The organism is Kocuria himachalensis (assembly GCF_054784195.1).
On the sequence record NZ_BAAGPL010000032.1, the window covers coordinates 1 to 23,611 of the forward strand.

The following is a 23,611-nucleotide window of genomic DNA, read 5'->3' on the forward strand; positions in this document are numbered from 1 at the left end:
CGAGCCGGCGGCCTCGGCCTCCTCCTCGTGCCGGGCGCGGGCCCGTTCCGCGGCGCCGGCCGCGTCCCGGGCCGCGAGCGCCAGGTTGTCGGCCTCGGTGCCGGCCTGCACCCGGCGCCGCCCGGCGTCCGCGTGGGTGGTGTGCAGGCGGGAGAGCTCGTTCTCGGCCGCCTCCACCCGCGAGCGGGCCGCCGCGACCGCGCCGGTGAGCCGGGCCGTGCCCTCCCGGCGGTCGGCGGCCGCCCGGAGCAGAGCGGTGACCACGCCGTCCTGGTCCCGGGCGGCGGCCTCCGCGTCCTCGCGCTCCTGGATGGCCTCGGCGAGGGCGTCGACGGCGTCCTCGACCTGCTCGAGGAGCTGGTGCTGCTCCTCGCGGGTGCGGGCCGCCTGGGCGTCGAGCCGGTCCGGGTCCCGTCCCGGCTCCGCGGGCTCGGCCGCGGAGCCGAGCAACCGGCGCCGTTCGGCGGCGAGCGAGGCGAGGGACCGGTAGCGCTCCTGCACGGCGGTGAGCTGGTACCACGTGTCCCGCGCGGCGTTCAGGGCGGGGGTCGCCTGGGCGGCGCGGGCCTCGACGTCGGCCTGTCGGGCGCGGCCGGCGTCGAGGGCCTGCTCGGCCCGGGCCCGCTCGGCGCGCAGCCGGCGTTCGACGTCCTCGTCGACGGCCAGGCTCGTGCGGGCCTGCACGAGGTCGTCGGCCAGCAGCCGGGCGCGGGCGTCGCGGACGTCGTGCTGGATCCGCTGGGCGCGGCGGGCCGTCCTGGCCTGCCGGCCCAGCGGGGTGAGCTGGCGCCGGATCTCGGCGGTGAGGTCCTCGAGCCGGTCGAGGTTGGCCTGCATGGCCTCGAGCTTGCGCAGCGTCCGCTCCTTGCGGCGGCGGTGCTTGAGGATCCCCGACGCCTCCTCCACGAAGCCGCGGCGCTCCTCCGGGGTGGCGTGCAGGATGCGGTCGAGCTGGCCCTGGCCCACGATGACGTGCATCTCCCGGCCGAGCCCGGAGTCGGAGAGCAGCTCCTGGATGTCGAGCAGCCGGCACGGCCGGCCGTTGATCGCGTACTCGGAGCCCCCGGAGCGGAAGAGCGTGCGCGAGATCGTGACCTCGGAGTACTCGATGGGCAGCGCGCCGTCGGCGTTGTCGATGGTCAGCGACACGTGCGCCCGCCCGAGCGGGGGCCGGCCGGCGGTGCCCGCGAAGATGACGTCCTCCATCTTCCCGCCGCGCAGCGACTTCGCGCCCTGCTCCCCCATCACCCACGCCAGGGCGTCCACCACGTTGGACTTGCCCGAGCCGTTCGGGCCGACGACGGCGGTGACCCCGGGCTCGAACTCGAAGGTGGTGGCCGAGGCGAAGGACTTGAACCCCCGCACGGTCAGGGTCTTCAGGTGCACGGGGGTCCGGTCTCCTGGGGTGGGCGTGGCGGGCGGGGGTCGCCCCCACTGTACTCGCGCGCCCGGACAGCGCTCCTGGTGGGGCGCGGTGAGCCGCCCGCGGAGCGAAGCGGCGCAGAAGATGATCAGCCTACAGAGAAACGGCCGGGCCCGGGCCGCCACCGCGGAACCGGCCGGTAGACTGACCGCGACCAGCACGACCTGCCCTCCCCGCGACCGTGCCCTCCGTGGACGGACCGGGGCGTCGGCGAGACCCTAACGAAAGCCAGAGACCTTGACCGGTAATTCCACGATCCGCCACCGCAACGCCGCCCTCCTGGCCATCACCAAGAAGGAGGCCGACGAGGTGGTCCCCTCGTCGCGAGCCGACGAGATCCTCGAGGAGACCTTCGCGAGGCTGAAGATGCCAAAGGGGCTGCTCGAGCGCCTCGCCGGCGTCAAGGAGCGGCGCGAGTGGGCCCCGGGGCGCCACTTCACCGACGGCGCCGTGGAGGCGGCGGAGGCTGCGCTGGCCCAGGCGGGCGTCCGCCCGGACCAGGTGGGGCTCCTGATCAACGCCTCGGTGACCCGCGACGGCTACGAGCCCGCGGTCGCCGTCGCGGTCCACGACCGGCTCGGCCTGGCCACCTCCGCCCTGAACTTCGACGTCACCAACGCCTGTCTGGGCTTCGTCAACGGGCTCACGATCGCCTCGACGATGATCGACTCGGGCGCGATCGACTACGCCGTCGTCATCGCCGGCGAAGACCCGAGCCCGTGGCACCGGGAGACCTACGAACGGCTCCAGGGCCCCGACGTCACGCGTGACCAGGTGGTGCGCGAGTTCGCCACCCTCACCCTGGGCGCCGGCGCCGCCGCGGCCGTCGTCGGCCCGGCCGACCGGCACCCCGAGGGCCACCGCGTCACCGGCTCCGTGGCCCGGTCCGCCACCCAGCACCACGGGCTGTGCATCGGCGGCTTCGACGGCATGTACACCGACGCCACGGGACTGCTCAAGCACGGCGTGGGCCTGCTCGTGGACGCCTGGCACGACGCCCACGAGGACGGCTGGGACTGGACCGACATGGACCGCTACATCGCTCACCAGGTGTCCACGTCCCACACCGACAAGCTGCTGGAGGACACCGGGATCATCCCGGAGCGCTTCCCCCGGACCTTCCCCTTCTGGGGCAACGTGGCCGCCGCGGCCCTGCCCATGACCCTGGCCATGGAGGCCGAGCAGCTCGAGGCCGGCCAGCGCGTCCTGCTGCTCGGGGTGGGCTCCGGGCTCAACGCGACCTACATGGAGATCGACTGGTGAACCGCCGGCGCTGACGCCGCGCCCCCACGAGACGCCCCCGCACGAGACGCACCCTCGAGGAGCCCCCACGACCATGGCACGCACACGACCGTCCACGACCCAGCAGGCCGGAGGGCCGGAGGCGCCGCGGCTGCCCATGACGGAGGTGCCCCTGCCCGGGGTGGACCCGGCGTGGTCCCGCACGGTCACGGTCGCCTCGACCGCCCCCGTGGAGCCCGTCCCCGGCCGGCGGCGACGCTGGCACGTCCTCGACAACGCGGCCTCCCTGGAGGCCGCCGGGCTCACCCCGCGGGGCACGGTCATCGCCGTGCACGGCAACCCCACGTGGTCCTACCTGTGGCGCGACGTGCTGGCCGCCGGGACGGACCCCGAGAACCCGTGGCGGGTCGTGGCCGTGGACCAGCTCGACATGGGCTTCTCCGAGCGGACCGGGCTCTTCCGCCGCCTCGACGACCGGGTCCGCGACCTGGGCGACCTCACGGCCGAGCTCGGCCTGGACGCGGGCGCCGGCCCCGTGGTGACCCTCGCCCACGACTGGGGCGGGCTCGTGTCCTCCGGGTGGGCCCTGGGGCACCCGGACGTCCACCGCGCCACGATCCTCACCAACACCGCCGTCCACCACGACAACGCCGAGCAGATCCCCGCCTCCCTGCGGCTGGCGCTGGCCCCGGCCGCGCACGGACTGCTGACCGAGCGGACCACGAGCTTCCTCGACGTGGCGCTCGCCCTCGCGGACCCGTCCCTGTCCCGCGAGGTGCGGGCGGCCTACCGGGCGCCGTACGCCACCCGCGCCCGGCGCGAGGCGATCCGCAACTTCGTGGCCGACATCCCCGTCGCCCCGGACCACCCCTCCCACGCCCGCTACGAGCAGATCGCCGCCGGCGTGGCCGCCCGCGACGTCCCCGCCCTGCTGCTCTGGGGCATCGGCGACCCGGTGTTCCAGGAGCGCTACCTGCAGGACCTCATGAGCCGGATACCGCACGCCGACGTCCACCGCTACGAGGGCGCCCTGCACCTGCTGCCCGAGGACCGGGACGTCGCGACGCCGGTGATGGCCTGGCTCGCCGACCGCTTCGGCCCCGGCCCCCGGCGCCGCGAGCTGCACCTGCAGCGCCGTGCCACCTCCCGCGGCGAGCACGTCCCGTTCCCCGCCGAGCTCGACGCGCGGCGCGCCGACCTCGGCCTCGCCGTCGTGGACATGGCGCCCGCCCCCGGCGACCCGCACGCCGGGGCCCGCGTGCCCCCGGTGCGGGCGAGCCTGAGCTGGGCGGAGCTCGCCGACCGCGTGGACCGCCTCGCGGCCGGTCTCGCCGGCATCGGCGTGCGCCCCGGGGACAGGGTGAGTCTCATGGTGCCGCCGGGATCCGACCTCACCGCGCTGCTCTACGCGTGCCTGCGCCTCGGCGCCGTCGTCGTCGTGGCGGACTCCGGCCTCGGCCCCAAGGGCCTCACCCGCGCGCTGCGGGGGGCCGCCCCGGCCTGGCTCGTGGGCATCCGCAGGGCGCTCGTCGCCGGCCGGGCCCTCGGCTGGCCGGGCGCCCGGATCTCCCTGGAGGCCCTCGACCCCGTCTCCCGCCGGGCCCTCGGCGTCGCGCACGACGTCCCGGGGCTGCTGACGTCCGCCCCGCGACCGGACCTGCCCGCGCCGGACCCGGACGCGGACGCCGCGGTGCTGTTCACCTCCGGGTCCACGGGCCCGGCCAAGGGCGTCGTCTACACCCACCGCCAGCTCTCCGCCATGCGGGACGCCGTCCGCGACACGTACGGTCTGACCGCGGGCACGGGGCTCGTGGCGGGCTTCGCGCCGTTCGCGCTGCTCGGGCCCGCCATGGGGACCACCTCGGTGACCCCGGACATGGACGTGACCGCCCCGAAGACCCTCACCGCCCGTGCCCTGGCCGACGCCGCCTCGGCCATCCAGGCCACGGCGGTGTTCCTCGCCCCCGCGGCGATCGCCAACGTCCTGGCCACCCGGCACGAGCTGGACGAGGGGCAGCGGCGAGCCCTCGAGCTCGTGGAGCTCGTGCTCTCGGCCGGGGCACCTCTGCCGGAGCAGCTGCTGGAGCAGCTGCAGGAGCTCGTGCCCGCGGCGACGCTGCACACCCCCTACGGCATGACCGAGGGGCTGCCCCTCACGGACGTGACCCTCGGGACCATCCGGCAGGCCGGCCGGGACAGCGAGGGATCCGCCGTGGCCGGCGCCGGCAACGGCGTGTGCGTGGGCACCGCCGTGCACGGCGCCGAGCTCGGGGTCACCGCCCTGCGCCCGGACGGCGCCCCCGAGGACGGGATCACGACGGAGCCCGGGGTCACCGGCGAGATCGTCGCCCGCGCCCCGCACGTCAAGGACCGCTACGACCGGCTGTGGCACACGGAGCACCTCAGCACCCAGCTGCCCGGCTGGCACCGCACCGGGGACGTCGGGCACTTCGACGCCGCCGGGCGGCTGTGGGTCGAGGGCCGCCTCGCCCACGTCATGGTCTCCGCCGGCGGCGTGCTGACGCCGGTCGCCGCGGAGCACGCGGCGCAGACCGTGCCCGGGGTCGGCCGCGCCGCCGTCGTCGGGGTGGGCCCGGCGGGCGCGCAGGTGCCCGTGGCCGTCGTGGAGACCGCTCCCCCGGCCCCGCGGCCGGGTCCCGCCGACCCGCTGCTGTCCGGGGCCGTGCGCGCCGCCGTGCGCGAGTCCACGGGCCTGGACCTCGCGGCCGTGCTCGTGGTCCCCGAGCACCCCACCGACATCCGGCACAACTCCAAGATCGACCGAGCCCTGCTGGCCGGATGGGCGGAGAACGCCCTGGCCGGAGGAAGGATCAGGAACCCGTGAACGGCAAGCACCGCCAGGACGGCACGCACGACGACAAGGTCCCCGCCTACGACGCCTCCGTGACGGAGGGCGCCCCGCCGGCCGGCACCGGCAGCCACGAGGTGGAGCGCGGGCGGCAGGAGCTGACGGGTGCGGGGCGGACGGTGCTCGTCACCGGCGCCTCCGGGATGCTCGGGGAGCACGTGGCGCGGCTGCTCGCGGCCCGCCACTGGACGGTCCGGCTGCTCCAGCGCGGGCACGCGCCGCTGGCCGACCAGCCGAACGTCGAGGAGGTCCTGGGCTCCGTCGCGGACCCGGACGCCGTCGCGCGGGCCATGGAGGGCGTCGACGACGTCGTCCACCTCGCCGCCAAGGTCTCCTTCGCCGGGGACTGGGACGAGTTCGTGCTGACCAACGTCACCGGCACCCGCGTGGTCCTGGAGACCGCCCGGCGGGCCGGCGTGGACAACGTCGTGTTCGTCTCCTCGCCCTCGGTCGCCCACACGGGCGACTCCATCGTCGGCGAGCCCGCCCGCACGGCCGACCCCGTGCACGCCCGCGGCAACTACGCCCGGTCCAAGGCCGCGGCCGAGCTGCTCGCGCTCGAGGCGGACGGCCACGGGCTGCGCGTCACGGCCGTGCGCCCGCACATCGTGTGGGGCCCCGGGGACACCCAGCTAGTCGAGCGGATCGTGGGCCGCGCGGCGAAGGGGCGGCTGCCGCTGCTCGACCACGGGGCGGCGCTGATCGACACCACCTACGTCGACAACGCGGCCGAGGCGGTCGTGCGGGCGCTCGAGCGGATCGAGTGGGCGCACGGGCGGGCGCTGGTGGTCACGAACGGCCAGCCCCGCACCGTGGGCGAGCTCGTCGCGGGCTTCTGCCGGGCCGCCGGGGTGGAGCCGCCGGCGCGCCGGGTCCCGGGCGCGCTGGCCCGGCTGGCCGGCACGGTCATCGAGAAGGTGTGGGCGCTGCGGCCGGGGGCGGACGAGCCGCCGATGACGGCCTTCCTGGCCGAGCAGATGTCCACGGCCCACTGGTTCGAGCAGCAGACCACCCGCGAGGTGCTCGACTGGACGCCGTCCGTGACGGTCGAGGAGGGCATGGCGCGGCTGGCCGAGTACTACCGGACCCATCCGCTGGGCGCCGGCGACGCCCCGATGCCCGCCACCGGGTCCACGGCCGCCGGCTGAGCCCTCGCGGCGGCCGCCTGACGGTCGGCCCCGCGCAGTGCTCCCCCGGAGGCGGTGCTCCCCCGGGGTGGGCGGTCGCCCCGGGGGTCGAGACGGACCCGGGATCAGGCCAGCGTGGCGGTGTCGATCACGAACCGGTAGCGCACGTCCGAGTTCTGCACGCGCTCGTAGGCCTCGTTGATCCGCTCGGCGGGAATGACCTCGATCTCGGCGCCCACCCCGTGCTCGGCGCAGAAGTCGAGCATCTCCTGGGTCTCGCCGATGCCGCCGATCATGGAGCCGGCGAACGTGCGGCGGTTGGCCAGCAGCGAGAACACGTTGACGTCCAGCGGCTCCGCCGGGGCGCCCACGTTGACCATGGCCCCGTTGACGTTCAGCAGCGACAGGTGGGCGTCGAGGTCGATCTTCGCACTGACCGTGTTGAGGACCAGGTCGAAGGTGCCGGCCAGCTCCTCGAACGTCGCCGGGTCGCTGGTGGCGTAGTAGGCGTCGGCGCCCAGCGCCAGCCCGGCCTCCTTCTTGCGCAGCGACTGGGACAGGACCGTCACCTCGGCCCCCATCGCGTGGGCGATCTTGACGCCGAGGTGGCCGAGGCCGCCCAGGCCCACGACGGCCACCTTCTTGCCGGGGCCCGCCTTCCAGTGGTTCAGCGGGGAGAAGGTGGTGATGCCCGCGCACAGCAGCGGCGCGGCGACGTCGAGGTCGATGCCCTCCGGGATGCGCAGCACGAAGTCCTCGGTGACCACCACGTGCGTGGAGTACCCGCCCTGGGTGACGGTGCCGTCGCGGTCCTCGGCGCCGTAGGTCATGACCGCGCCGTCGAGGCAGTACTGCTCGTCTCCGGCCCGGCAGTTGGCGCACTCGCCGCAGGAGTTGACCATGCAGCCCACCCCGACCCGGTCGCCGACCGCGTGGCGGGTGACGTCCGGGCCGACCTCGGCGACGATCCCGGCGATCTCGTGCCCGGGGGTCAGCGGGTACTGCTGGGGGCCCCAGTCCCCCTGGACGGTGTGCAGGTCGGAGTGGCAGATCCCGGCGTACTTGATGTCGATGAGCACGTCGTGGGCGCCGAGGTCCCGGCGCTCGAGAGTGGTCGGGACCAGCGGTGCACCGGCGGAGGGTGCGGCGTAGGCGTTGACAGTGAGCAAGAGGTACTCCTCGGAGGATGTGGGGACAGCAGAAGTGGAGGATCGGGGTGGTCGCCCGGGCGCGCGGCGGAGGCCGGACCGGGGGGCCGGTCCTGGCACCGACGACGACCGGGGACGCGGCCGCGGAGGCGGCCGACACGGGGAGCGGTACGGGCGCAGGCTTGCCCCTGGCGGGGTCCTGGCCTGCCGCGCGTCCCCGAAGGAGCCTACACGCGCTGGAAGTTGAAAAGGAAGCTGATGGTTCTCGGACCGTCGGGGGCCGCTGCCGTGGGCCTCCGCACGGTGCGGCCTAGTGCCCGTCCGGGCGCCGGGTCAGAACCGGCCGTTGCGGGGCGTGCGCTGGCAGACCGGGCAGCGGTAGGAGGAGCGGTTCATGAACTGCTCCCGCACGATCAGGGCGCTCCGCCCTTCCTCCGCGCAGCGCGGGCAGGGCAGCGCGGCCCGGCCGTAGGCGGAGAGGGAGCGCGCGAAGTACCCGGACTCGCCGTTGACGTTGACGTAGAGGGAGTCGAAGCTCGTCCCGCCCGCCGCCAGGGCGCGGTCCATGACCTCGCGGACGGCCTCGAGCACGCGGAGCGTCTCGGGCCGCCGGAGCGTGTCGGTGGGCCGGGCCCAGTGCAGGCGCGCCTGCCACAGGGCCTCGTCCGCGTAGATGTTGCCGATCCCGGAGACGAGCGACTGGTCCAGCAGCGCGCGCTTGAGACCGGTGCGGCGCCGGCGCAGCCGGTCGTGGAAGCGCTCCGCGTCGAAGGCGGGGTCCAGCGGGTCCCGGCCGATGTGGGCGGCCCGTTCCGGCACCAGGGGGGCGCCCGTGGCCGAGCGGCCGCCCGGGGCGCCGTCGCCGGTGGGCACGAGCCGGTCCAGGAGCATGCCGCCGAACATCCGCTGGTCCACGAAGCGCAGCTGCCCCGGGGTGCCGGGGCGCTCGGACAGGCCGATCCGGACCTTCAGGTGCTTCTCGTCGGGCAGGGAGGCGTCCTTGACCAGCAGCTGCCCGCTCATCCCGAGGTGCACCAGGAGCGCCTCCTGCGGCGGGGCGCCGTCCGCGCCGGTCAGCGGCAGCCACAGGAACTTGCCGCGGCGCACCGCGTCCGCGACCACCGCGCCGTCGAGCTCGTGCCCGAAGGAGACGGGGCCGGCGTCGTGGCGGCGCACCGAGCGCGGGTCCAGGACCTGCACCGACTCGACCCGGCGGCCGACCACCCAGCGCTCCACGCCGCGGCGGACGACCTCGACCTCGGGCAGCTCAGGCACGGGCGCCCCGGGGCGCGCGCTCAGCCACCGCGGCGGGCCACCAGGGTGGCGTAGGCCTGCGCCGCGGCGGACCGCTCGGCCTCCTTCTTGGTGGTGCCGGTCCCCGTGCCGTGGTCCTGACCCCCGACGAGCAGGTGCGCCTCGTAGCGGCGGTCGTGGTCGGGGCCCGTGCCCTCCACGGCGTAGCGGACGGAGCCCAGGCCGCGGGCCGCCGCGAGCTCCTGGATCTCGGTCTTCCAGTCCCGGCCCTCGCTCATCACGAAGCCGTCCTCCAGGAGGGGCACCACGAGCCGCAGCACGAAAGCCCGGGCCGCCTCGAGCCCGGAGTTCACGTACACGGCGCCGATCAGGGCTTCCATGGTGTCGGCGAGGATCGAGGCCTTCTCGTGCCCGTTGGTGCGCACCTCCCCCTTGCCCAGGCGGATGTGGGGACCCACGTCCAGGGCCCGGGCGAGGTCGGCGAGCGTACGGGTGCTCACCACGGCCGAGCGGATCTTCGCGAGGTTGCCCTCGGAGTCGTCGGGGTAGCGGTGGAAGATCTCGTCGGTGACCGCGAGGCCCAGCACGGAGTCCCCCAGGAACTCGAGCCGCTCGTTGTGGCCCTGGCCTTCGTGCTCGTACGCGTAGGACCGGTGGGTCAGGGCAAGACGAAGCGTCCCGGCGTCGATGTCGACGCCGAGACGCTCCAGCAGGTCCTGAGGTGTCGCGGTGGAGGTCACCGTGGTCAGGCGTCGGCCACCTTGCGGCCCTTGTACTCCAGGAACAGCGCGGTCCCGGCGGAGTCGGTCACGACCTTGGCCTGGTGCGGCAGGCTATAGGTGACCTTGCCGTTCTCGACGGTCTTGACCAGCTTGGGCGCGGTCGCCTTCCACTGCGAACGGCGTGCACGGGTGTTGGCACGGGACATTTTCCGCTTCGGAACAGCCACGGCTATCTCTCTTCTCTCGGTTCGGTCGTCTGGGTCGAGGTGTCCTGCTCGAGCAGCCCCGACAGGGCGCTCCAGCGAGGATCGAGCACCTCGTGGTGGTGACCCGGGTCGTCCTCCAGGCGCGCGCCGCACTGGGCGCACAACCCCTGGCAGTCCTCCCGGCACACCGGTTGGAACGGCAGCTGCGTGATCACTGCGTCCCGAAGCATGGGCTCGAGGTCGATGGTCTCGTCCTGAACTTCATACATCTGGTCGTCCTCGGACTCCTCCCCGCCGTCGGCGGCGGGGTCGAAGACGTAGAGCTCCTGCACGTCGACGTCCAGATCGTAGTCGATCGGGTCGAGGCACCGGCTGCACTCGCCGTGGATGGCCACGGCGGCCGTGCCGGACACCAGGATCCCGTCGTGGACGGATTCCAGCCGGAGGTCCAGATCGATGTCCGAGCCCTCCGGGGCGCCGATGAGTGCGTTGCCGAAGTTCTCCGGCGCGGGCACAACTTCTTCCAGGCGTCGCATCGTCCCCGGGCGGTGCTCGAGGTCCCGGACACCGATGGTGAGGGGCGAACTGTTCTCGCGACTGATGACTGACTCCTGGTGAAATTCTGACCGACAGACCATGTTAGCGTGCCGTGCCGCGCGTTCTCAAACGGGCGGGGCCCGGGCGCGCCGGGACGGGGCCGGCCCGCTCAGCCCTGCAGGGCCCGCAGGACGGGCGCCGGCACGTACCCGGAGACGTCGCCGCCGAGGCCCAGGACCTCCTTCACGAGCGTCGAGGACAGGTGCAGGAACCGGGGGTCGCCGGGCAGGAAGACCGTCTCCACCCCCGTGAGATCGCGGTTCATGCTGGCCATCGGCACCTCGTACGCGTAGTCCTCCCCCGAGCGCAGCCCCTTGACGAGGGCCACCGCCCCGCGCTGCGCCGCGTACTCCGCGAGCAGGCCCGCGCCCATGGGCTCGACGACGACGCCGGCGACGCCCGCGAGGCTCTCCTCCGCCAGGGCCAGCCGCCGGTCCGCGTCGAAGCGGTAGCGCTTGTGCGGGTTGGTGGAGACCGCGACGACGACCTCGTCGAAGAGCGCCGCGGCGCGCACGACGATCTCCACGTGGCCGTTGTGCAGGGGGTCGAAGGAGCCGGGGCAGATCGCTCGGTGCATGGGTGCCATCCTAGGGGCACTCGTGCGGCCCGGCGCTGGTCCGCCGCCCCCGGACACCGGTGCGGGACCCTAGACTGGCGGCCATGGATGCCACCGACGCCGCCGTCCCGTCCACGTCCCTGTCCGCTCCTCCGTGGGAGCGCATGGCCCGCGGGGGCGGTCTGCTGACCGGCACCGGGGAGCTCTCCGGGACCGTCTTCGAGGAGATGTCGCGGCTGGCCGCCCGGACGGGGGCCATCAACCTGGGGCAGGGCTTCCCGGACGTCGACGGGCCGCGGGAGATGCTCGACGCCGCGGCGGCCGCGCTGCACGGCGGCGGCAACCAGTACTCCCCGGTGGCGGGGCTGCCGCAGCTGCAGGAGGCCGTCGCCGCGCACCAGCACCGCTTCTACGGCATCGACCTGGACCCGGGCACGGGCGTCGTCGTGACCGTGGGCGCCTCGGAGGGCCTGGCCGCGAGCCTGCTCGCGTTCTTGCAGCCCGGGGACGAGGTCGTGACGTTCGAGCCGCACTACGACCTCTACGGCGCCGTCGTGGAGTTCGCCGGCGCACGCCTGGTCACGGTCCCGCTCGAGCCGCCGTGCTTCTCCCCCGACCTCGACCGCCTCGCGGCGGCCTTCGGGCCCCGCACCCGCATGGTGATCCTCAACGACCCGCACAACCCGACCGGCACCGTGTTCGACGACGCCGTCCTGGCCCGCGTGGCCGCGCTCGCCGCCGCGCACGACTGCGTGGTGGTGACCGACGAGGTCTACGAGCACCTGCGCCACACCGGCCGGCACCGGCCGCTCGCCGCGCTGCCGGAGGCCTTCGACCGGACCCTCACCGTCTCCTCCGTGGGCAAGTCCTTCTCGGCCACCGGCTGGCGCGTCGGGTGGGTCAGCGGGCCGGCGCACCTCATGGGCCCCGTGCGCGCCACGAAGGCCTATCTCACGCACAGCGCCGCCACGCCGCTGCAGCTCGGGGCGGCCACCGCGCTGGGCCTGCCGGACGCCTTCTACGAGCGGCTCACGGAGGACTTCCGGCACCGCCGGGACGTGCTCGTCCGGGGGCTGGCCGCGGCGGGCGCGGAACCGTTCGAGCCCCGGGGCACGTTCTTCGTCGTGGCGGACGTCCGCGGGCTGTGCGACCGGTACGGGGTCGAGGACGCGGAGCACCTCGCCCCGGTGCTGGCGGAGCGGGCCGGCGTGGTGGGCGTGCCCGTGCCGGCCCTCGCCTCCGCGGAGCACCGGGCGCTCTACGCGTCCTGGATGCGCTTCTCGTTCGGCAAGCGCCTGGACGTGCTGGAGCAGGCCGGGCAGCGTCTGGCGGGCTGAGCCGCGACGACCCTGCCCCGCCCCAGCCCCGTCACATGTGGTCAGCACCCTTGGCGCTGCGGGAACGGATGGCTAGCGTGGAGCTGACACGCGGCGCCCGCGGACAGCAAGGGCACCGCGGGTCGGGCGGTCGGAGGACGACCGCCGTCAGCAGGAGGCCGGTCCGTCCCGCCGGTTCCGCCCGCACACGGTCGCCGGCTTCCTTCCGGAGGGATGTTTCCGAAGGGGGAACCATGCCAGCAGGACAGGGCAAGAACATCCGGCGCGTCACCAGCGTCGACGTGATCCGCAGCACGCAGGGTGAGGGGAGCGCCGGGTCCTACACGTTCGAGCTGACGCTCGACGACGGCGTGGAGGAGTACCTGCTCGTCGTGCCGGAGGACGAGGCGAGCACGGTGGCCCGGCTCATCCAGCACAGCAGCTCGATGCAGCTGGACAAAAACACGGACGACCTCATCTTCGAGAAGTACGGGGACTGAGTCTCCCGCCCGTCACGTGCCCGGCCGCCGCCGCCACGGCAGCGGCGGCCGGGCACCGGCCCGCAAGGCCCCCGGTGCGTTCCACCGGACGGGGCTCAGACCGAGGCCGCCCGGCGGCCCAGCGCCCGGTAGCAGAAGCCGGCGGCGGTCCAGCGGTCGGGGTCGAGCACGTTGCGGCCGTCGAGGATCTGCGGGACGGCCACCAGCGGGTCCAGCTGCTCCGGGGTCATCGCCTTGAACTCGGGCCACTCGGTCAGCAGCACCACGACCTCGGCCCCGGTGACGGCGGCCTCGAGGGAGTCCACGTAGTCCAGGCGGGGATAGCGCTTGGCGGCGTTGGCGTTGGCCTTGGGGTCGTAGACGGCCACCTCGGCGCCGATCGAGTGCAGCCGGGCGGCGATGTCCAGGGCCGGGGAGTCGCGCACGTCGTCGGAGTCCGGTTTGAAGGCCGCCCCGAGCACGGCCACCTGCCGGCCCACCACGGAGCCGCCCAGCATCTGGGTGACCGTCTCGACCGTGTGGCCCCGGCGGCGGACGTTGATGTCGTCGACCTCGGCGAGGAAGCGCACCGACTGCTCCACCCCGAGCTCGGCGGCCCGGGCCCGGAGGGCGCGGATGTCCTTCGGCAGGCAGCCGCCGCCGAAGCCCACGCCGGCGTTGAGGAACTTGCGCCCGATCCGCTCGTCGAGTCCGATCGCGTCGGCCAGGGTACGGATGTCCCCGCCGACCGTCTCGGTCAGCTCGGACAGGGCGTTGATGAAGGAGATCTTGGTGGCCAGGAAGGCGTTGGCCGCGACCTTGACGAGCTCGGCGGTCTCGTAGTCGGTGACGATCAGCGGGACGCCGGCCTCCAGCTGCCGGGCGTAGACCCGGCGCATCACGGCCTCGGCGGCCGGATCCTCGGAGCCCAGGACCATCCGGTCCGGGGTCAGGGTGTCCTCCACGGCGTAGCCCTCGCGCAGGAACTCGGGGTTCCACACCAGGGACACGTCCACCCCGGGCCGGGCGGAGGCGCGCGCCAGATCGGCCAGGCGGCGGGCGGAGCCCACGGGAACTGTGGACTTGCCCGCGATCACGCAGTCCTTCGTGGCGGCCGCGGCGATCGAGCCGACGGCGGCGTCGACGTAGCGCATGTCGGCCGCGAAGGACCCGGCCCGCTGCGGGGTCCCGACCCCGACGAAGTGGACGTCGCCGAAGGCGCCGGCCTCCTCGTAGCTCGTGGTGAAGCGCAGCCGGCCGGTGCCCACGTGCTTGCGCAGCAGCTCGCCCAGGCCCGGCTCGTGGAAGGGCAGCTCACCGCGGGACAGGGCGTCGACCTTCTCCGGGTCCACGTCCAGCCCCAGCACCTCGAAGCCCATCTCCGCCATCGACGCGGCGTGCGTGGCCCCCAGGTAGCCCGTTCCCAGAACCGTGATCCTCATGGACGTCCTCCGTTCCTCCCGGGCGGTGGCCCGGGCTCGATGCTGCCTGTCGAATCTTGTCAAAGCGGGTGCGCGCAAGGGCGCAGGTGTCAGTCCGGCGCGCCGGGCGACGAGGGGGATGTGACGTCCGTCTCGGCGAACCACATGGTGGTCTCCCCGTGCCGCTTCTGCTCGAAGCGGCGCAGGCCGGCCGGCCAGTCGGGCTCCGGGGACCGCGAGGAGCGCTCGACCACGAGCACCCCGCCCTCCCGCAGCCGGCCCACCAGCGGGGCGAGGACCGTGGCGAGCTCCGCCTCCGGGAGGGGGTAGGGCGGGTCGGCCAGCACCAGGTCCCACGGCCCCTCGGCGGGATCGGCCAGGTAGGCGCCGACCGCCCCGTGCCGGACCGTGACGACGTCGTCGCGCCCGAGGGCCCGGTGGACCGTCCCGGCGTTGGCGCGGCAGACCCGGGCCGCGCCCGCGTGCCGCTCCACGAGGGTCACGGCGGCCGCGCCGCGGCTCGCGGCCTCGCAGCCGAGGGCCCCGGAGCCCGCGAACAGGTCGAGGACCCGGGCGTCCCGGAGCATGCCCCACGCCTCGAGCCGCGCGAAGAGCGACTCCTTGACCCGGTCGGTCGTGGGCCGGGTGTCCCGGCCCGGGACGGACTGCAGGCGCAGCCCTCCGGCGGCCCCGGCGATGATCCTGCTCATGCGTGCTCCTCTGCTGTGCTCGGCGGCCCCGCCCGCGGCGGCACGGGGCCCCGCGGCACGGGTCCGCGCGGCCCAGGGCTCTGCGGGGCGGCGCGCGGGGGCACGGGATTCGAGGGCACGGCGCTCTGCGGCACGGGGCTCAGCCCCGGTCCAGGAACGCCTCGGCGTCCGGGTCGAGGTAGCGCTCGATGGCCTCGGCCAGCTCGGGGTGCTCGAGCAGCTGGGGGTCCTCGCCCAGGATCGTCACGGCGTCCCGGCGGGCGCGCTCGATGAGCTCGGCGTCGTCGAGGGCCCGCAGCAGGCGCAGGGTGGAGCGGCCCCCGGACTGGGCCGCGCCGAGGATGTCGCCCTCGCGGCGCAGCTCGAGGTCCGCCCGGGCCAGCTCGAAGCCGTCCGTGGAGGCGGCCACCACCTCGATCCGCTGCCGCGACGGGTGCTCCGCGGGGCGCCGGGTGACGAGCAGGCACGTCCCGGCGTGCCCGCCGCGCCCGATGCGGCCGCGCAACTGGTGCAGCTGGGAGATGCCGAACCGGTCGGCGTCGACGATGATCATCAGCGTGGCGTTGGGCACGTCCACGCCGACCTCGACCACGGTGGTGCACACGAGCAGCTGCACGTCCCCCGCCGCGAACTCCTCCATGAGGCGGGACTTGAGGTCCGTGTCGAGCCGGCCGTGCAGCACCTCGGCGCGCACGCCCGCCAGGACCGGCTCGGCGGCCACGAGCTCCGCGAGCCAAGTGACCGACGCCATCGACGCCTCGGACTCCTCGTCCTCGGAGGCCGCGGCGAGGGCCGACTCCGCGAGGGAGGCGTGGGGCGGGGGCTCGTCGTCGTCGCCGATCTTGGGGGCCACGACGTAGACCTGTCGGCCCGCGTCGATCTCCTCCCGGGCGCGCCGCCACAGGCGCCGCTCCCAGCCCGGGTGCTCCACGAGCCCCACGGTGTGGGTGGCGATCGGCTGCCGGCCCGCCGGCAGCTCGTCGAGGACGGAGACGTCCAGGTCCCCGAAGACGGTCATCGCCACGGTGCGCGGGATGGGGGTGGCGGTCATCACCAGCAGGTGCGGGGGCCGCCCGGCCTTGTCCCGCAGCCGGTCGCGCTGCTCGACGCCGAAGCGGTGCTGCTCGTCCACCACCACCAGTCCGAGGTCGGCGAACTGGACGACCTCCGAGAGCAGGGCGTGGGTGCCGATGACGATCCCAGCCTCCCCCGACGCGATCCGCAGCAGGGCCCGCTTGCGCGCCGCGGCGCCCATCGACCCGGTGAGCAGCACCACCTGCGTGCCGTCCGGGTCCCCGCCGAGCAGGCCGGCCTGCGCGAGCGGGCCCAGGGAGCGGACCACGGAGCCGTGGTGCTGGGCGGCGAGCACCTCGGTGGGGGCCAGCAGCGCGGCCTGGGCGCCGGAGTCCACGACCTGCAGCATCGCGCGCAGGGCCACGAGCGTCTTGCCCGAGCCGACGTCGCCCTGGAGCAGCCGGTTCATGGGACGGGTGCCGGCGAGCTCGGCGGCGAGCTCCTCCCCCACGCTCCGCTGACCGGCCGTGAGCTCGAACGGCAGCCCGGCGTCGAACCGGGCGAGCATCCCGTCGGGGATGCCCGGCCGGGCCGTGGTGGGGTGCGCGGCGAGCTCGGCGCGGCGGCGGGCCAGGGCGCACTGGAGCAGGAACGCCTCCTGGTAGCGGAACCGGCGGCGCGCCTCCCCGTGGGCGCGAGTGTCCCGGGGGCGGTGGACCTGCCAGTACGCCTCCTCGAGCCCCATGAGCCCCTCCCGCTCCCGGATCCCGTCCGGCAGCGGGTCTGGGACCGCCCCGAAGTCCACGACGGGCAGCAGCGAGTGCACGGCCCGGGCGATCTTGTCCGTGGTCAGCTTGGCCGTGGCCGGGTAGATGGGGATGGGCCGGCCCGCGCGCTCCTCGGCGGTCTCCCCCGCCTCCGGGGCGTCCGGGTCGAGGATCGCGTAGTGCGGGTTCGTCATGGTCACGGCGCCGTTGTACAGCCCGACCTTCCCGGAGAACAGGGCGTGCGTGCCCGGGGGCAGGTCCCGGGCGGCGGTCCAGGCATTGAAGAAGCTCAGCCGCATCGTCCGGCCCGGGCCGGGGTCGTCGTCCGCGAAGAGCCGCAGCGGGTCGGAGGAGGCACGGTCGGTGATCACCACGTCCGTGATGGACCCGCGGCGGGAGCGCATCTGCCGGGTGGAGGCGTGCACGACCTCGGCCACGATGGTCACCTGCTGGTCGATCCGCAGCTCCGAGAAGGGGGTGAGCTCGCCCCGCGGCATGTACCGGCGGGGGAAGTGGTCGAGCAGCTGCCCGATCGTGGACACCGAGAGCTGCCGGGCCAGCTGGTCGGCCGTGGTGCGGCCCAGCAGACGGGCCAGCGGCTGGTCGAGCTCGGAGGCCGGGTCGGGGAACGCCCCGCCGCCGTGGGATCGGGTCATCTCAGGGACGCCTCATCCGTCCGCCTCCGAGAGGGAGGTCACCGTGACGTTGACCGCCTTGCCGCGGGCGCCGATCACCGTGAGGGCGTCCTCGGGCCGCGGCACGTGGACGTGCACGCGCCACCGGTAGCCGTCCCCGGTCTCGGTCACCGCGCTCATGATCACGCTGGTGCCCACTTCGCTGAGCTCGTGGCGCAGCTCCGCGGCGTCGAGCGGGGTCAGCTCCACGGTGCACATCACCTCGACGCCGCCGTGCACGGCGTGCGGGGCGTCCCCGGTGCCGGCGGCCCGGGCCGCGGCGGCGTCGATCAGCGCGTCGAGGGCGTTCTCGTCGCCGGCGTCGTCGCCGCCCACGGTGCGGGCCAGCGCGTCGAAGACCACGAGCATGCCCAGGGCGCCGGCGTCGACCGTGCCGGTCTCGCGCAGGATCTCGAGCTGGTCCGGGGTGACGAGGACCGCGGCGCGGGCGGCGGTGCTGACGCCGGCCAGGAACTCCTTGAGCTGCTGGTTGGACCCGACCTCCACGCCCTGCGGCACGGGGACGGCGGCGGCCGCCTCCAGGACGGAGAGCATGGTCCCGTCCACGGGGTCCGTCAGGACGCTCCAGGCGCGCACGTGACCGGCGTGCAGGGCCAGCCGCACGGACTCGGCGGTCATCCTCGTGCTCCCCTCGAGGGAGCGGCCCACGGCCGTGAGGAAGACGGAGAACAGGGTGCCCGAGTTGCCGCGGGCCTCCTCGAGGGCGGCCTGGCCGGCGAGGGAGAGCAGCTCCCCGACGTCACCGGTCTCGAGCACGGCCGCCGCCTCGGCCGCGGCGCGCACGGTGGTCGAGAGGTTGGTCCCGGTGTCGGCGTCCGCGACCGGGAAGACGTTGAGGGCGTTCAGGACGGGGCTGTGGCGCACGAGATCACGGTGGGCCAGGTCGAGCCACCGCCGCATGACGGCCGCGTTCGATCCGATCCTATGGTTCAAAGTGATCCCATCCTTCGCCGACCGGGTGCCCCAGAGCGAGGTGCGGCGCTCGTCCGTCGAGCAGCACCCGGGGGAGGGTGTCGTCGTGCGCGGGGGGCGCGGGCGCACACGAGCCTATCGCACGGAACATGCCGGGCAGCGGCACTCCCCGGGGGAAGACGGCGAGCAGCCCGTGGTCCTCGCCACCGGTCAGCACCCAGTCGCGGGGGTCCGCCCCGAGCAGCCGGGCGGCCGGGCGCAGGGGCTCGGCGAGGTCGGCCACGACGGCGCCGTCGAGGTCGACGACGACGCCGCTGGCGGCCGCGACCCTCCCGGCGTCGCGGAGCAGACCGTCGGAGAGGTCGATCATGGCGGTGGCCCCGGCGCGGGCGGCCGCGGGACCGGCGGGCACGGGGGCGCACGGCCGCAGCTGCGCGGCGGCGAGCCCGTCCAGGAGCTCGTCCCGGCCGGCCCGGTAGCGGCGGTCCTCGAGCAGCGCCACGCCCGCGGCCGCCCGTCCGGTGGTCCCGGCGAGCGCCACCGTGCCGCCCGCCCCCGCCCCGCACCGGCGCACCGGGTCCCGGCCCTCGAGGTCGCCCGTCACCGTGGCCGTCACCGACAGCTCCCGGCCGGCGCCCAGGTCCCCTCCGACCACGGCGCAGCGGTCCGCGCCCATGGCCCCGAACCCGGCCACGAGGCCGCGGGCGAAGTCCTCCGGCCAGGACACGGGCGTCCCCGGGGGCAGGGTGAGCGAGACGACGACGGCCGACGGGACGGCGCCCATCGCGGCGACGTCGGCGAGGTTCTGCGCCGCGCACTTCACCCCGGTGTCGTATCCGGTGGTGACCGCACCGCCGGCCCAGACGAGCCGGAAGTCCTGGTCCTGCACCTGGGTGTCCGTGGTGATCACGTACCGCCCGTCCCGGGCCGCGACCACGGCGCAGTCGTCGCCGGGGCCGAGCAGCACGTGGTCCGCTCCGGGACGCGAGGCGGCGGGACGCAGGAGCAGCGGGAGCACGCGCTCGAGCAGCTCGGCCTCGGAGAGCTCCCCGACGGTGGGTCCCGGTCCGGGCGGGGCGTCGGGCACGGGGGACAGCTCCGCTGGGGGTCGGGTCATGGCGCTCATCCTAACGACGGCCCCGGACGCGGGAACGGGGCGGCCCGAGGATTACGCTGGGGGCATGCCCTCCCCCTCCCTGTCCCGATCCGCCCGTGCCGTGCTGGGGGCGGGAGCCCTGGTGGCGGTCCTGGCGGGGTGCTCCCCCGCCGTCACGGTGGACCCCGCCGAGAACGCCGCCGACCCGGGGTGCGCCCCCGCGATGCTGGCCATGCCGGAGACCGTCGGCGAGCACGACCGGCGCGAGACCACGAGCCAGGCCACCGCGGCCTACGGCGAGCCCACGGCGGCGGTCGTGCGGTGCGGCGTGACACCGCCCGGGCCCACCACGGACGCCTGCTCCTCCGTCAACGACGTCGACTGGCTGATCCGCCAGGACGAGGACGGGAGCACGTGGACCGCCACGACCTACGGCCGGGACCCGGCGGTCGAGGTGGTCTTCGACAGCACCGCCGTGGCGTCCTCCACCCTGCTCGTGGAGCTGGGCTCCGCGGTGGAGCAGATCCCCGCGGACCGCCAGTGCCTGGACCTCCAGGACACCCTGGAGGGTCTGTGACCCGGCGCCGGGGCGGGGGCCGCCGGGCCCTCCTCCGGGACGTCCCGGGAGCACGGGAATAGGCCCATGCGCCGCCGGGTTGTGGCGTGGACACGCACGCGACCGCACCACGCCCAGAACGCACCATGCCCAGAAGGAGGCACATCCGTGGCAACCGATTACGACGAGCCCCGCGTCAAGCCCGAGGACGAGCCCGCCAACGAGTCCCTCGAGGTGATCCAGGCGCAGCGCAGCGCCACCTCGCAGAGCCCGGCGATCGACATCGACGACTCGGACACGGCGGAGGGCATCGACCTGCCCGGGGCCGACCTGTCCCAGGAGGAGCTGCTCATCCAGGTGGTGCCCGAGCAGGACGACGAGTTCACCTGCATGTCCTGCTTCCTGGTCCGCCACCGCAGCCAGCTCGCCCGCGAGAAGGACGGCGCCCGCTACTGCATCGAGTGCGAGGGCTGACGCCCCCGGTCCCACGCCCGGCCGGGGCCGGCCCGGTCACTCGTGGCGCAGGGACGCGATCGGATCCTTCCGCGCGGCGCGGACGGCGGGGATCGTCCCGGCCAGGAACGCGATCCCCATGACGGAGAGCACGATCAGCGCCACCCGCCACGACTCGAACGCGAACAGCGACAGCCCCGGCAGCCCGGACAGGAACCCGTCGGCCAGCGCGCCGCTCAGGGCCGAACCGCCGACGACGCCCGTGACCGCGCCGACGACCGCCCCGAGGAACCCGATGAAGACGGCCTCGAGGGAGAACAGGCCGAAGACCCTGCCCCCGCTCATGCCCATGGCCTTCATCAGGCCGATCTCGCGGGTCCGCTCCTGGACCGACATCAGCAGGGTGTTGACGATGCCGAGCCCGGCGGCCACGAGCGCGATGACGGCGCAGGCGTTGAGGATCCACACGATGGCGTTGATGACGGCGCGGAACATGCCGAGCTGGTCCTCCACGGTGAGCCCGAGCATGTCGTGGTCCTCCAGCCGCGCCTGGATCCCGGGGGCCCGGTCCATGTCCTCGACCGTGACCGTGGCCATCGCGAAGCTCTCCGGGACCTCCTCCGGGGCGCCGCTGACCTGGTAGTCGTAGAGCCGCTCGTTGAAGGAGTCCGACGGGATGGGGTTCAGGGAGGTCCCGACGAGGCTGGCCTGCGTCACGCCGGAGATCGTGGCCGGGAACGCCCGGTCCTGCTCCGCCATGTTGGTCATGACCACGTCGACGCGGCCTCCCACGGCCTCCCGCGCGGAGGAGAAGCCCAGGTCGGCGACCCAGCTGTCGGGGACCGCGATCTCGTCCCGCCCGGCGGCCGGGGCTCCGCCGGCCACCATCTGCAGGCCCACGGCGTCGACGGGGATCCCCGGGGAGAGCTGGAACCGGCTGCCGTCGGCGGCCTCCAGGTACGTGGGGGCCACGGAGTACATCGGCTTGACCGAGCGCACCCCCTCGATGTCCTCGATGACCTCGATGTCCTCCCTGGTCAGCCCCTCGAAGGACACGCCGAACCCCGTCCGGATCCGGGTGGTGTCCGGGTCGTACTCCCGGGGGCCCGAGGTCGAGGACAGCTCGATGAGGGGCTGCGACTTCTGGACGTAGAGCGCGTCGGCGTCGCCGAACGCCGCCACGGTGTCGTCGATGTACCGGTTCACCCCGGTGCCCATGCCGGAGGTGAGGGTCAGGGCGAACGCCCCGATGAAGACGGCCAGCACGGTCAGCGCTGTGCGGATCCTGGCGCGCCGGGTGTTGGCGACCGCGGAGCCGAGCAGATCGGGCCACCTCACCGGGCACCCCCGACCGCTCCGACGACGACCTCGGCGCCCGCCCCGTCGGCGCCCGCCCCGGCGACGGTGGCGGGTGCGGGGACGGTGGCGGGCGCGGGAGCATCGACGACGAGACCGTCGTGCAGGTGCACCTGGCGGCCGCAGCGCCGGGCGAGGTCCTCGTCGTGGGTGACCACGACCAGGGTGATGCCGCGCTCCCGGTGGAGGTCGAACAGGAGGCCCTGGACCACCGCGCCGGTGGCCGAGTCGAGGTTGCCCGTGGGCTCGTCGGCGAAGATGACGGAGGGGTCGTTGACCAGGGCGCGGGCGATCGCGACCCGCTGCTTCTGCCCGCCCGACAGGTCGACGGCGCGGCTGGAGGCCTTCTCCGCCACGTCCAGGCGCTCCAGCACGTCCAGGGCGCGGCGCCGGCGCACCCCGGGACGGACCCCGGCGATCCGCAGCGGCAGGGCCACGTTCTCCAGGACCGTCTGGTCCGGGGTCAGGTAGAACTGCTGGAACACGAAGCCGAACGCGGCGTTGCGCGTCTCGTTGAGCTCACGGGCCGTCATCGACGTCGCCGGCCGGCCGTCGAGGGACACCGAGCCGTGGGTCGGCGCGTCGAGCAGCGCGAGCAGGTGCATCAGGGTCGACTTGCCGGAACCGGACTTCCCGACGACGGCCACGGACTCCCCGTGCCGGATCCGCAGGTCCACGCCCCGCAGCGCGGCGAAGCGGGTGTCCCCCCGGCCGTAGATCTTGACCAGGTTCTCGGCCTCGAGCACCGCGGACGTCATCGGATTCCCCCTGTCGGAGCGCCCGTCCCCCCGGACGGCCGCTGCGGGACCAGGTCCCGCACTCATCATGTGCACAAGTGAATGGTGGCGGCGACCCGTTCCGTGTCCCCACTAGTGCTGTCCCGCGACCGCACGGGCGGGCACGTCCGGCGACGACGCCCCGGGACGGCCGGTCACGAGGCCCGGTGGAGTCCGCCACCCCGGCACGGGCCCCCGGCGCGGGCCTCCGACTCCTCCCGTCACGTAGCAGTTCACCCTTGCTAATGCCGGAATGTGGACGATAGTTAACGGCACAGCTGTTCTTCGGCAGGGGGGTTCCGGCTCCGTGGGACGGGCGCACGGTCCGTCCCGGCCGAACGACGAGCGGCACGACGCGACGGGGGTGCGTCCGCGCGGGGGCGCGGGAACGGTCCCGGGGGGCCGTGCGGCGCTGACGGTCCTGGGGTGGGCCCGGGCCGACTACGGGATACAGGAGACACATCGACATGACAACCACGAGAAGACTGGCTGTTGCCGGTGCCTCGGCGAGCGTGCTGGTGGGGGGCCTGTTCCTGGGCGCCCCGGCGGCCGTCGCCGCACCGGGCGACGCCCCGCCGGTCGACGCCCCGCCGGGCGCGGCCGCATCCGCCGAGGGGGCCGGTGCCGCGGTGGAGCTGCCGGCCGCCGAAATCCTGGTCGCCGAGGCCGTTCCGCCCGCACCGGCGGTGGCCCCGGTCCCCGAGCCCGCACCGGTCGTCGCCGACGTGGTGGCGCCCGACCTGCCCGCCGCCGCACCCGCGGACGTCCCGGCCGCCGCACCCGCGGACGTGCCGGTCGTCGAGGTGGCCCCGCCCGCACCGGCCGAGGCCCCGGCGCCGGTCGTCGTCGACGTGGCGCCTGCGGCGCCCGAGGCACCGGCGCTGCCCGACGCGGCGCCCGCCGCACCGGCCGGAGC

At 74.7% G+C, this 23,611-nt stretch carries 21 protein-coding genes and 1 pseudogene; 8 read left to right on the forward strand and 14 right to left on the reverse strand.

Annotation, left to right across the window (positions count from 1 at the left end; genetic code table 11):
* The coding region (locus ACYVM4_RS18025; RefSeq protein ID WP_460669429.1) for a chromosome segregation SMC family protein at positions 1–1,386 on the reverse strand (1,386 nt) is incomplete at its 3' end.
* Between the two features lie 274 nt (positions 1,387–1,660).
* Between ACYVM4_RS18025 and ACYVM4_RS18030 the strand changes: the two genes are divergently transcribed.
* From ACYVM4_RS18030 to ACYVM4_RS18040, 3 genes are all read left to right on the forward strand, one after another.
* The gene (locus ACYVM4_RS18030; RefSeq protein ID WP_368822179.1) at positions 1,661–2,686 is read left to right on the forward strand and encodes a 3-oxoacyl-ACP synthase III; all 1,026 of its coding nucleotides are present in this window, start codon (positions 1,661–1,663) and stop codon (positions 2,684–2,686) included.
* A gap of 136 nt (positions 2,687–2,822) precedes the next feature.
* Positions 2,823–5,510, forward strand: coding sequence for an alpha/beta fold hydrolase (locus ACYVM4_RS18035; protein WP_460669438.1), 2,688 nt, complete (start codon positions 2,823–2,825; stop codon positions 5,508–5,510).
* A complete protein-coding gene (locus tag ACYVM4_RS18040; RefSeq protein ID WP_460669430.1) occupies positions 5,507–6,682 on the forward strand; it encodes an NAD-dependent epimerase/dehydratase family protein in 1,176 nt (391 codons plus the stop codon). The genes ACYVM4_RS18035 and ACYVM4_RS18040 overlap by 4 nt, the downstream gene beginning before the upstream one ends.
* A 104-nt stretch (positions 6,683–6,786) precedes the next feature.
* On the opposite strand, the gene ACYVM4_RS18045 is transcribed toward ACYVM4_RS18040, so the two are convergent.
* From ACYVM4_RS18045 to coaD, 6 genes are all read right to left on the reverse strand, one after another.
* The gene (locus ACYVM4_RS18045) at positions 6,787–7,830 is read right to left on the reverse strand and encodes an NAD(P)-dependent alcohol dehydrogenase (protein WP_368822181.1); all 1,044 of its coding nucleotides are present in this window, start codon (positions 7,828–7,830) and stop codon (positions 6,787–6,789) included.
* Between the two features lie 312 nt (positions 7,831–8,142).
* Positions 8,143–9,084, reverse strand: a complete 942-nt coding sequence (gene mutM, locus ACYVM4_RS18050; protein WP_460669431.1) for a bifunctional DNA-formamidopyrimidine glycosylase/DNA-(apurinic or apyrimidinic site) lyase — start codon at positions 9,082–9,084, stop codon at positions 8,143–8,145.
* A gap of 20 nt (positions 9,085–9,104) precedes the next feature.
* A complete protein-coding gene (gene rnc / locus ACYVM4_RS18055) occupies positions 9,105–9,803 on the reverse strand; it encodes a ribonuclease III (RefSeq protein ID WP_368822183.1) in 699 nt (232 codons plus the stop codon).
* A gap of 5 nt (positions 9,804–9,808) precedes the next feature.
* The gene (rpmF, locus tag ACYVM4_RS18060) at positions 9,809–10,012 is read right to left on the reverse strand and encodes a 50S ribosomal protein L32 (RefSeq protein ID WP_031282896.1); all 204 of its coding nucleotides are present in this window, start codon (positions 10,010–10,012) and stop codon (positions 9,809–9,811) included.
* A gap of 2 nt (positions 10,013–10,014) precedes the next feature.
* Complete coding sequence (locus tag ACYVM4_RS18065; RefSeq protein ID WP_387610637.1) at positions 10,015–10,527, reverse strand: YceD family protein; 513 nt, start codon at positions 10,525–10,527, stop codon at positions 10,015–10,017.
* Positions 10,528–10,697: 170 nt separating this feature from the next.
* Positions 10,698–11,165, reverse strand: a complete 468-nt coding sequence (gene coaD / locus ACYVM4_RS18070; protein WP_460669432.1) for a pantetheine-phosphate adenylyltransferase — start codon at positions 11,163–11,165, stop codon at positions 10,698–10,700.
* Positions 11,166–11,248: 83 nt separating this feature from the next.
* Between coaD and ACYVM4_RS18075 the strand changes: the two genes are divergently transcribed.
* Both ACYVM4_RS18075 and ACYVM4_RS18080 read left to right on the forward strand, forming a co-directional pair.
* Positions 11,249–12,481, forward strand: coding sequence for an aminotransferase class I/II-fold pyridoxal phosphate-dependent enzyme (locus ACYVM4_RS18075; RefSeq protein WP_460669433.1), 1,233 nt, complete (start codon positions 11,249–11,251; stop codon positions 12,479–12,481).
* 233 nt (positions 12,482–12,714) lie between these two features.
* Positions 12,715–12,960 (forward strand): hypothetical protein, encoded by a 246-nt coding sequence (locus ACYVM4_RS18080; protein ID WP_344123277.1) that lies wholly within the window; start codon positions 12,715–12,717, stop codon positions 12,958–12,960.
* Between the two features lie 95 nt (positions 12,961–13,055).
* On the opposite strand, the gene ACYVM4_RS18085 is transcribed toward ACYVM4_RS18080, so the two are convergent.
* From ACYVM4_RS18085 to ACYVM4_RS18105, 5 genes are all read right to left on the reverse strand, one after another.
* On the reverse strand, positions 13,056–14,381 hold the full coding sequence (locus ACYVM4_RS18085) for a UDP-glucose dehydrogenase family protein (RefSeq protein ID WP_368822188.1): 1,326 nt from the start codon (positions 14,379–14,381) through the stop codon (positions 13,056–13,058).
* An 89-nt stretch (positions 14,382–14,470) separates the two neighbouring features.
* Positions 14,471–15,070, reverse strand: a complete 600-nt coding sequence (rsmD, locus tag ACYVM4_RS18090; protein ID WP_368822189.1) for a 16S rRNA (guanine(966)-N(2))-methyltransferase RsmD — start codon at positions 15,068–15,070, stop codon at positions 14,471–14,473.
* A gap of 139 nt (positions 15,071–15,209) precedes the next feature.
* The gene (locus tag ACYVM4_RS18095; protein ID WP_368822190.1) at positions 15,210–17,507 is read right to left on the reverse strand and encodes an ATP-dependent DNA helicase RecG; all 2,298 of its coding nucleotides are present in this window, start codon (positions 17,505–17,507) and stop codon (positions 15,210–15,212) included.
* 12 nt (positions 17,508–17,519) lie between these two features.
* Entirely contained in the window at positions 17,520–18,479 is a 960-nt protein-coding gene (locus ACYVM4_RS18100) for a DAK2 domain-containing protein (protein ID WP_460669434.1), read from the reverse strand.
* Complete coding sequence (locus tag ACYVM4_RS18105; RefSeq protein WP_460669435.1) at positions 18,469–19,575, reverse strand: thiamine-phosphate kinase; 1,107 nt, start codon at positions 19,573–19,575, stop codon at positions 18,469–18,471. Before ACYVM4_RS18105 ends, ACYVM4_RS18100 begins: the two co-directional genes overlap by 11 nt.
* Positions 19,576–19,639: 64 nt before the next feature.
* Here ACYVM4_RS18105 and ACYVM4_RS18110 point away from each other — a divergent pair, with 64 nt between their 5' ends.
* A complete protein-coding gene (locus ACYVM4_RS18110) occupies positions 19,640–20,131 on the forward strand; it encodes a DUF3515 domain-containing protein (protein ID WP_460669436.1) in 492 nt (163 codons plus the stop codon).
* Between the two features lie 147 nt (positions 20,132–20,278).
* A complete protein-coding gene (locus tag ACYVM4_RS18115) occupies positions 20,279–20,584 on the forward strand; it encodes a DUF4193 domain-containing protein (protein ID WP_368822194.1) in 306 nt (101 codons plus the stop codon).
* Positions 20,585–20,620: 36 nt separating this feature from the next.
* Here the strand turns inward: ACYVM4_RS18115 and ACYVM4_RS18120 are convergent, their stop codons facing one another.
* Together ACYVM4_RS18120 and ACYVM4_RS18125 are read right to left on the reverse strand one after the other, a co-directional pair.
* Complete coding sequence (locus ACYVM4_RS18120) at positions 20,621–21,901, reverse strand: ABC transporter permease (RefSeq protein ID WP_368822195.1); 1,281 nt, start codon at positions 21,899–21,901, stop codon at positions 20,621–20,623.
* Positions 21,898–22,677 (reverse strand): ABC transporter ATP-binding protein, encoded by a 780-nt coding sequence (locus tag ACYVM4_RS18125; RefSeq protein WP_460669437.1) that lies wholly within the window; start codon positions 22,675–22,677, stop codon positions 21,898–21,900. Before ACYVM4_RS18125 ends, ACYVM4_RS18120 begins: the two co-directional genes overlap by 4 nt.
* A 485-nt stretch (positions 22,678–23,162) precedes the next feature.
* Between ACYVM4_RS18125 and ACYVM4_RS18130 the strand changes: the two are divergent.
* Positions 23,163–23,611: pseudogene (locus ACYVM4_RS18130) on the forward strand (hypothetical protein); the annotation flags it as partial.

Coding starts and splice junctions, on each gene's coding strand:
- ACYVM4_RS18080 (WP_344123277.1), top strand. CDS start 12,715: ATGCCAGCAGGACAGGGCAAGAACATCCGGCGCGTCACCAGCGTCGAC.
- ACYVM4_RS18125 (WP_460669437.1), bottom strand. CDS start 22,677: ATGACGTCCGCGGTGCTCGAGGCCGAGAACCTGGTCAAGATCTACGGC.
- rsmD (WP_368822189.1), bottom strand. CDS start 15,070: ATGAGCAGGATCATCGCCGGGGCCGCCGGAGGGCTGCGCCTGCAGTCC.
- ACYVM4_RS18105 (WP_460669435.1), bottom strand. CDS start 19,575: ATGACCCGACCCCCAGCGGAGCTGTCCCCCGTGCCCGACGCCCCGCCC.
- ACYVM4_RS18065 (WP_387610637.1), bottom strand. CDS start 10,527: ATGCGACGCCTGGAAGAAGTTGTGCCCGCGCCGGAGAACTTCGGCAAC.
- ACYVM4_RS18085 (WP_368822188.1), bottom strand. CDS start 14,381: ATGAGGATCACGGTTCTGGGAACGGGCTACCTGGGGGCCACGCACGCC.
- ACYVM4_RS18095 (WP_368822190.1), bottom strand. CDS start 17,507: ATGACCCGATCCCACGGCGGCGGGGCGTTCCCCGACCCGGCCTCCGAG.
- coaD (WP_460669432.1), bottom strand. CDS start 11,165: ATGCACCGAGCGATCTGCCCCGGCTCCTTCGACCCCCTGCACAACGGC.
- ACYVM4_RS18110 (WP_460669436.1), top strand. CDS start 19,640: ATGCCCTCCCCCTCCCTGTCCCGATCCGCCCGTGCCGTGCTGGGGGCG.
- ACYVM4_RS18075 (WP_460669433.1), top strand. CDS start 11,249: ATGGATGCCACCGACGCCGCCGTCCCGTCCACGTCCCTGTCCGCTCCT.
- ACYVM4_RS18035 (WP_460669438.1), top strand. CDS start 2,823: ATGACGGAGGTGCCCCTGCCCGGGGTGGACCCGGCGTGGTCCCGCACG.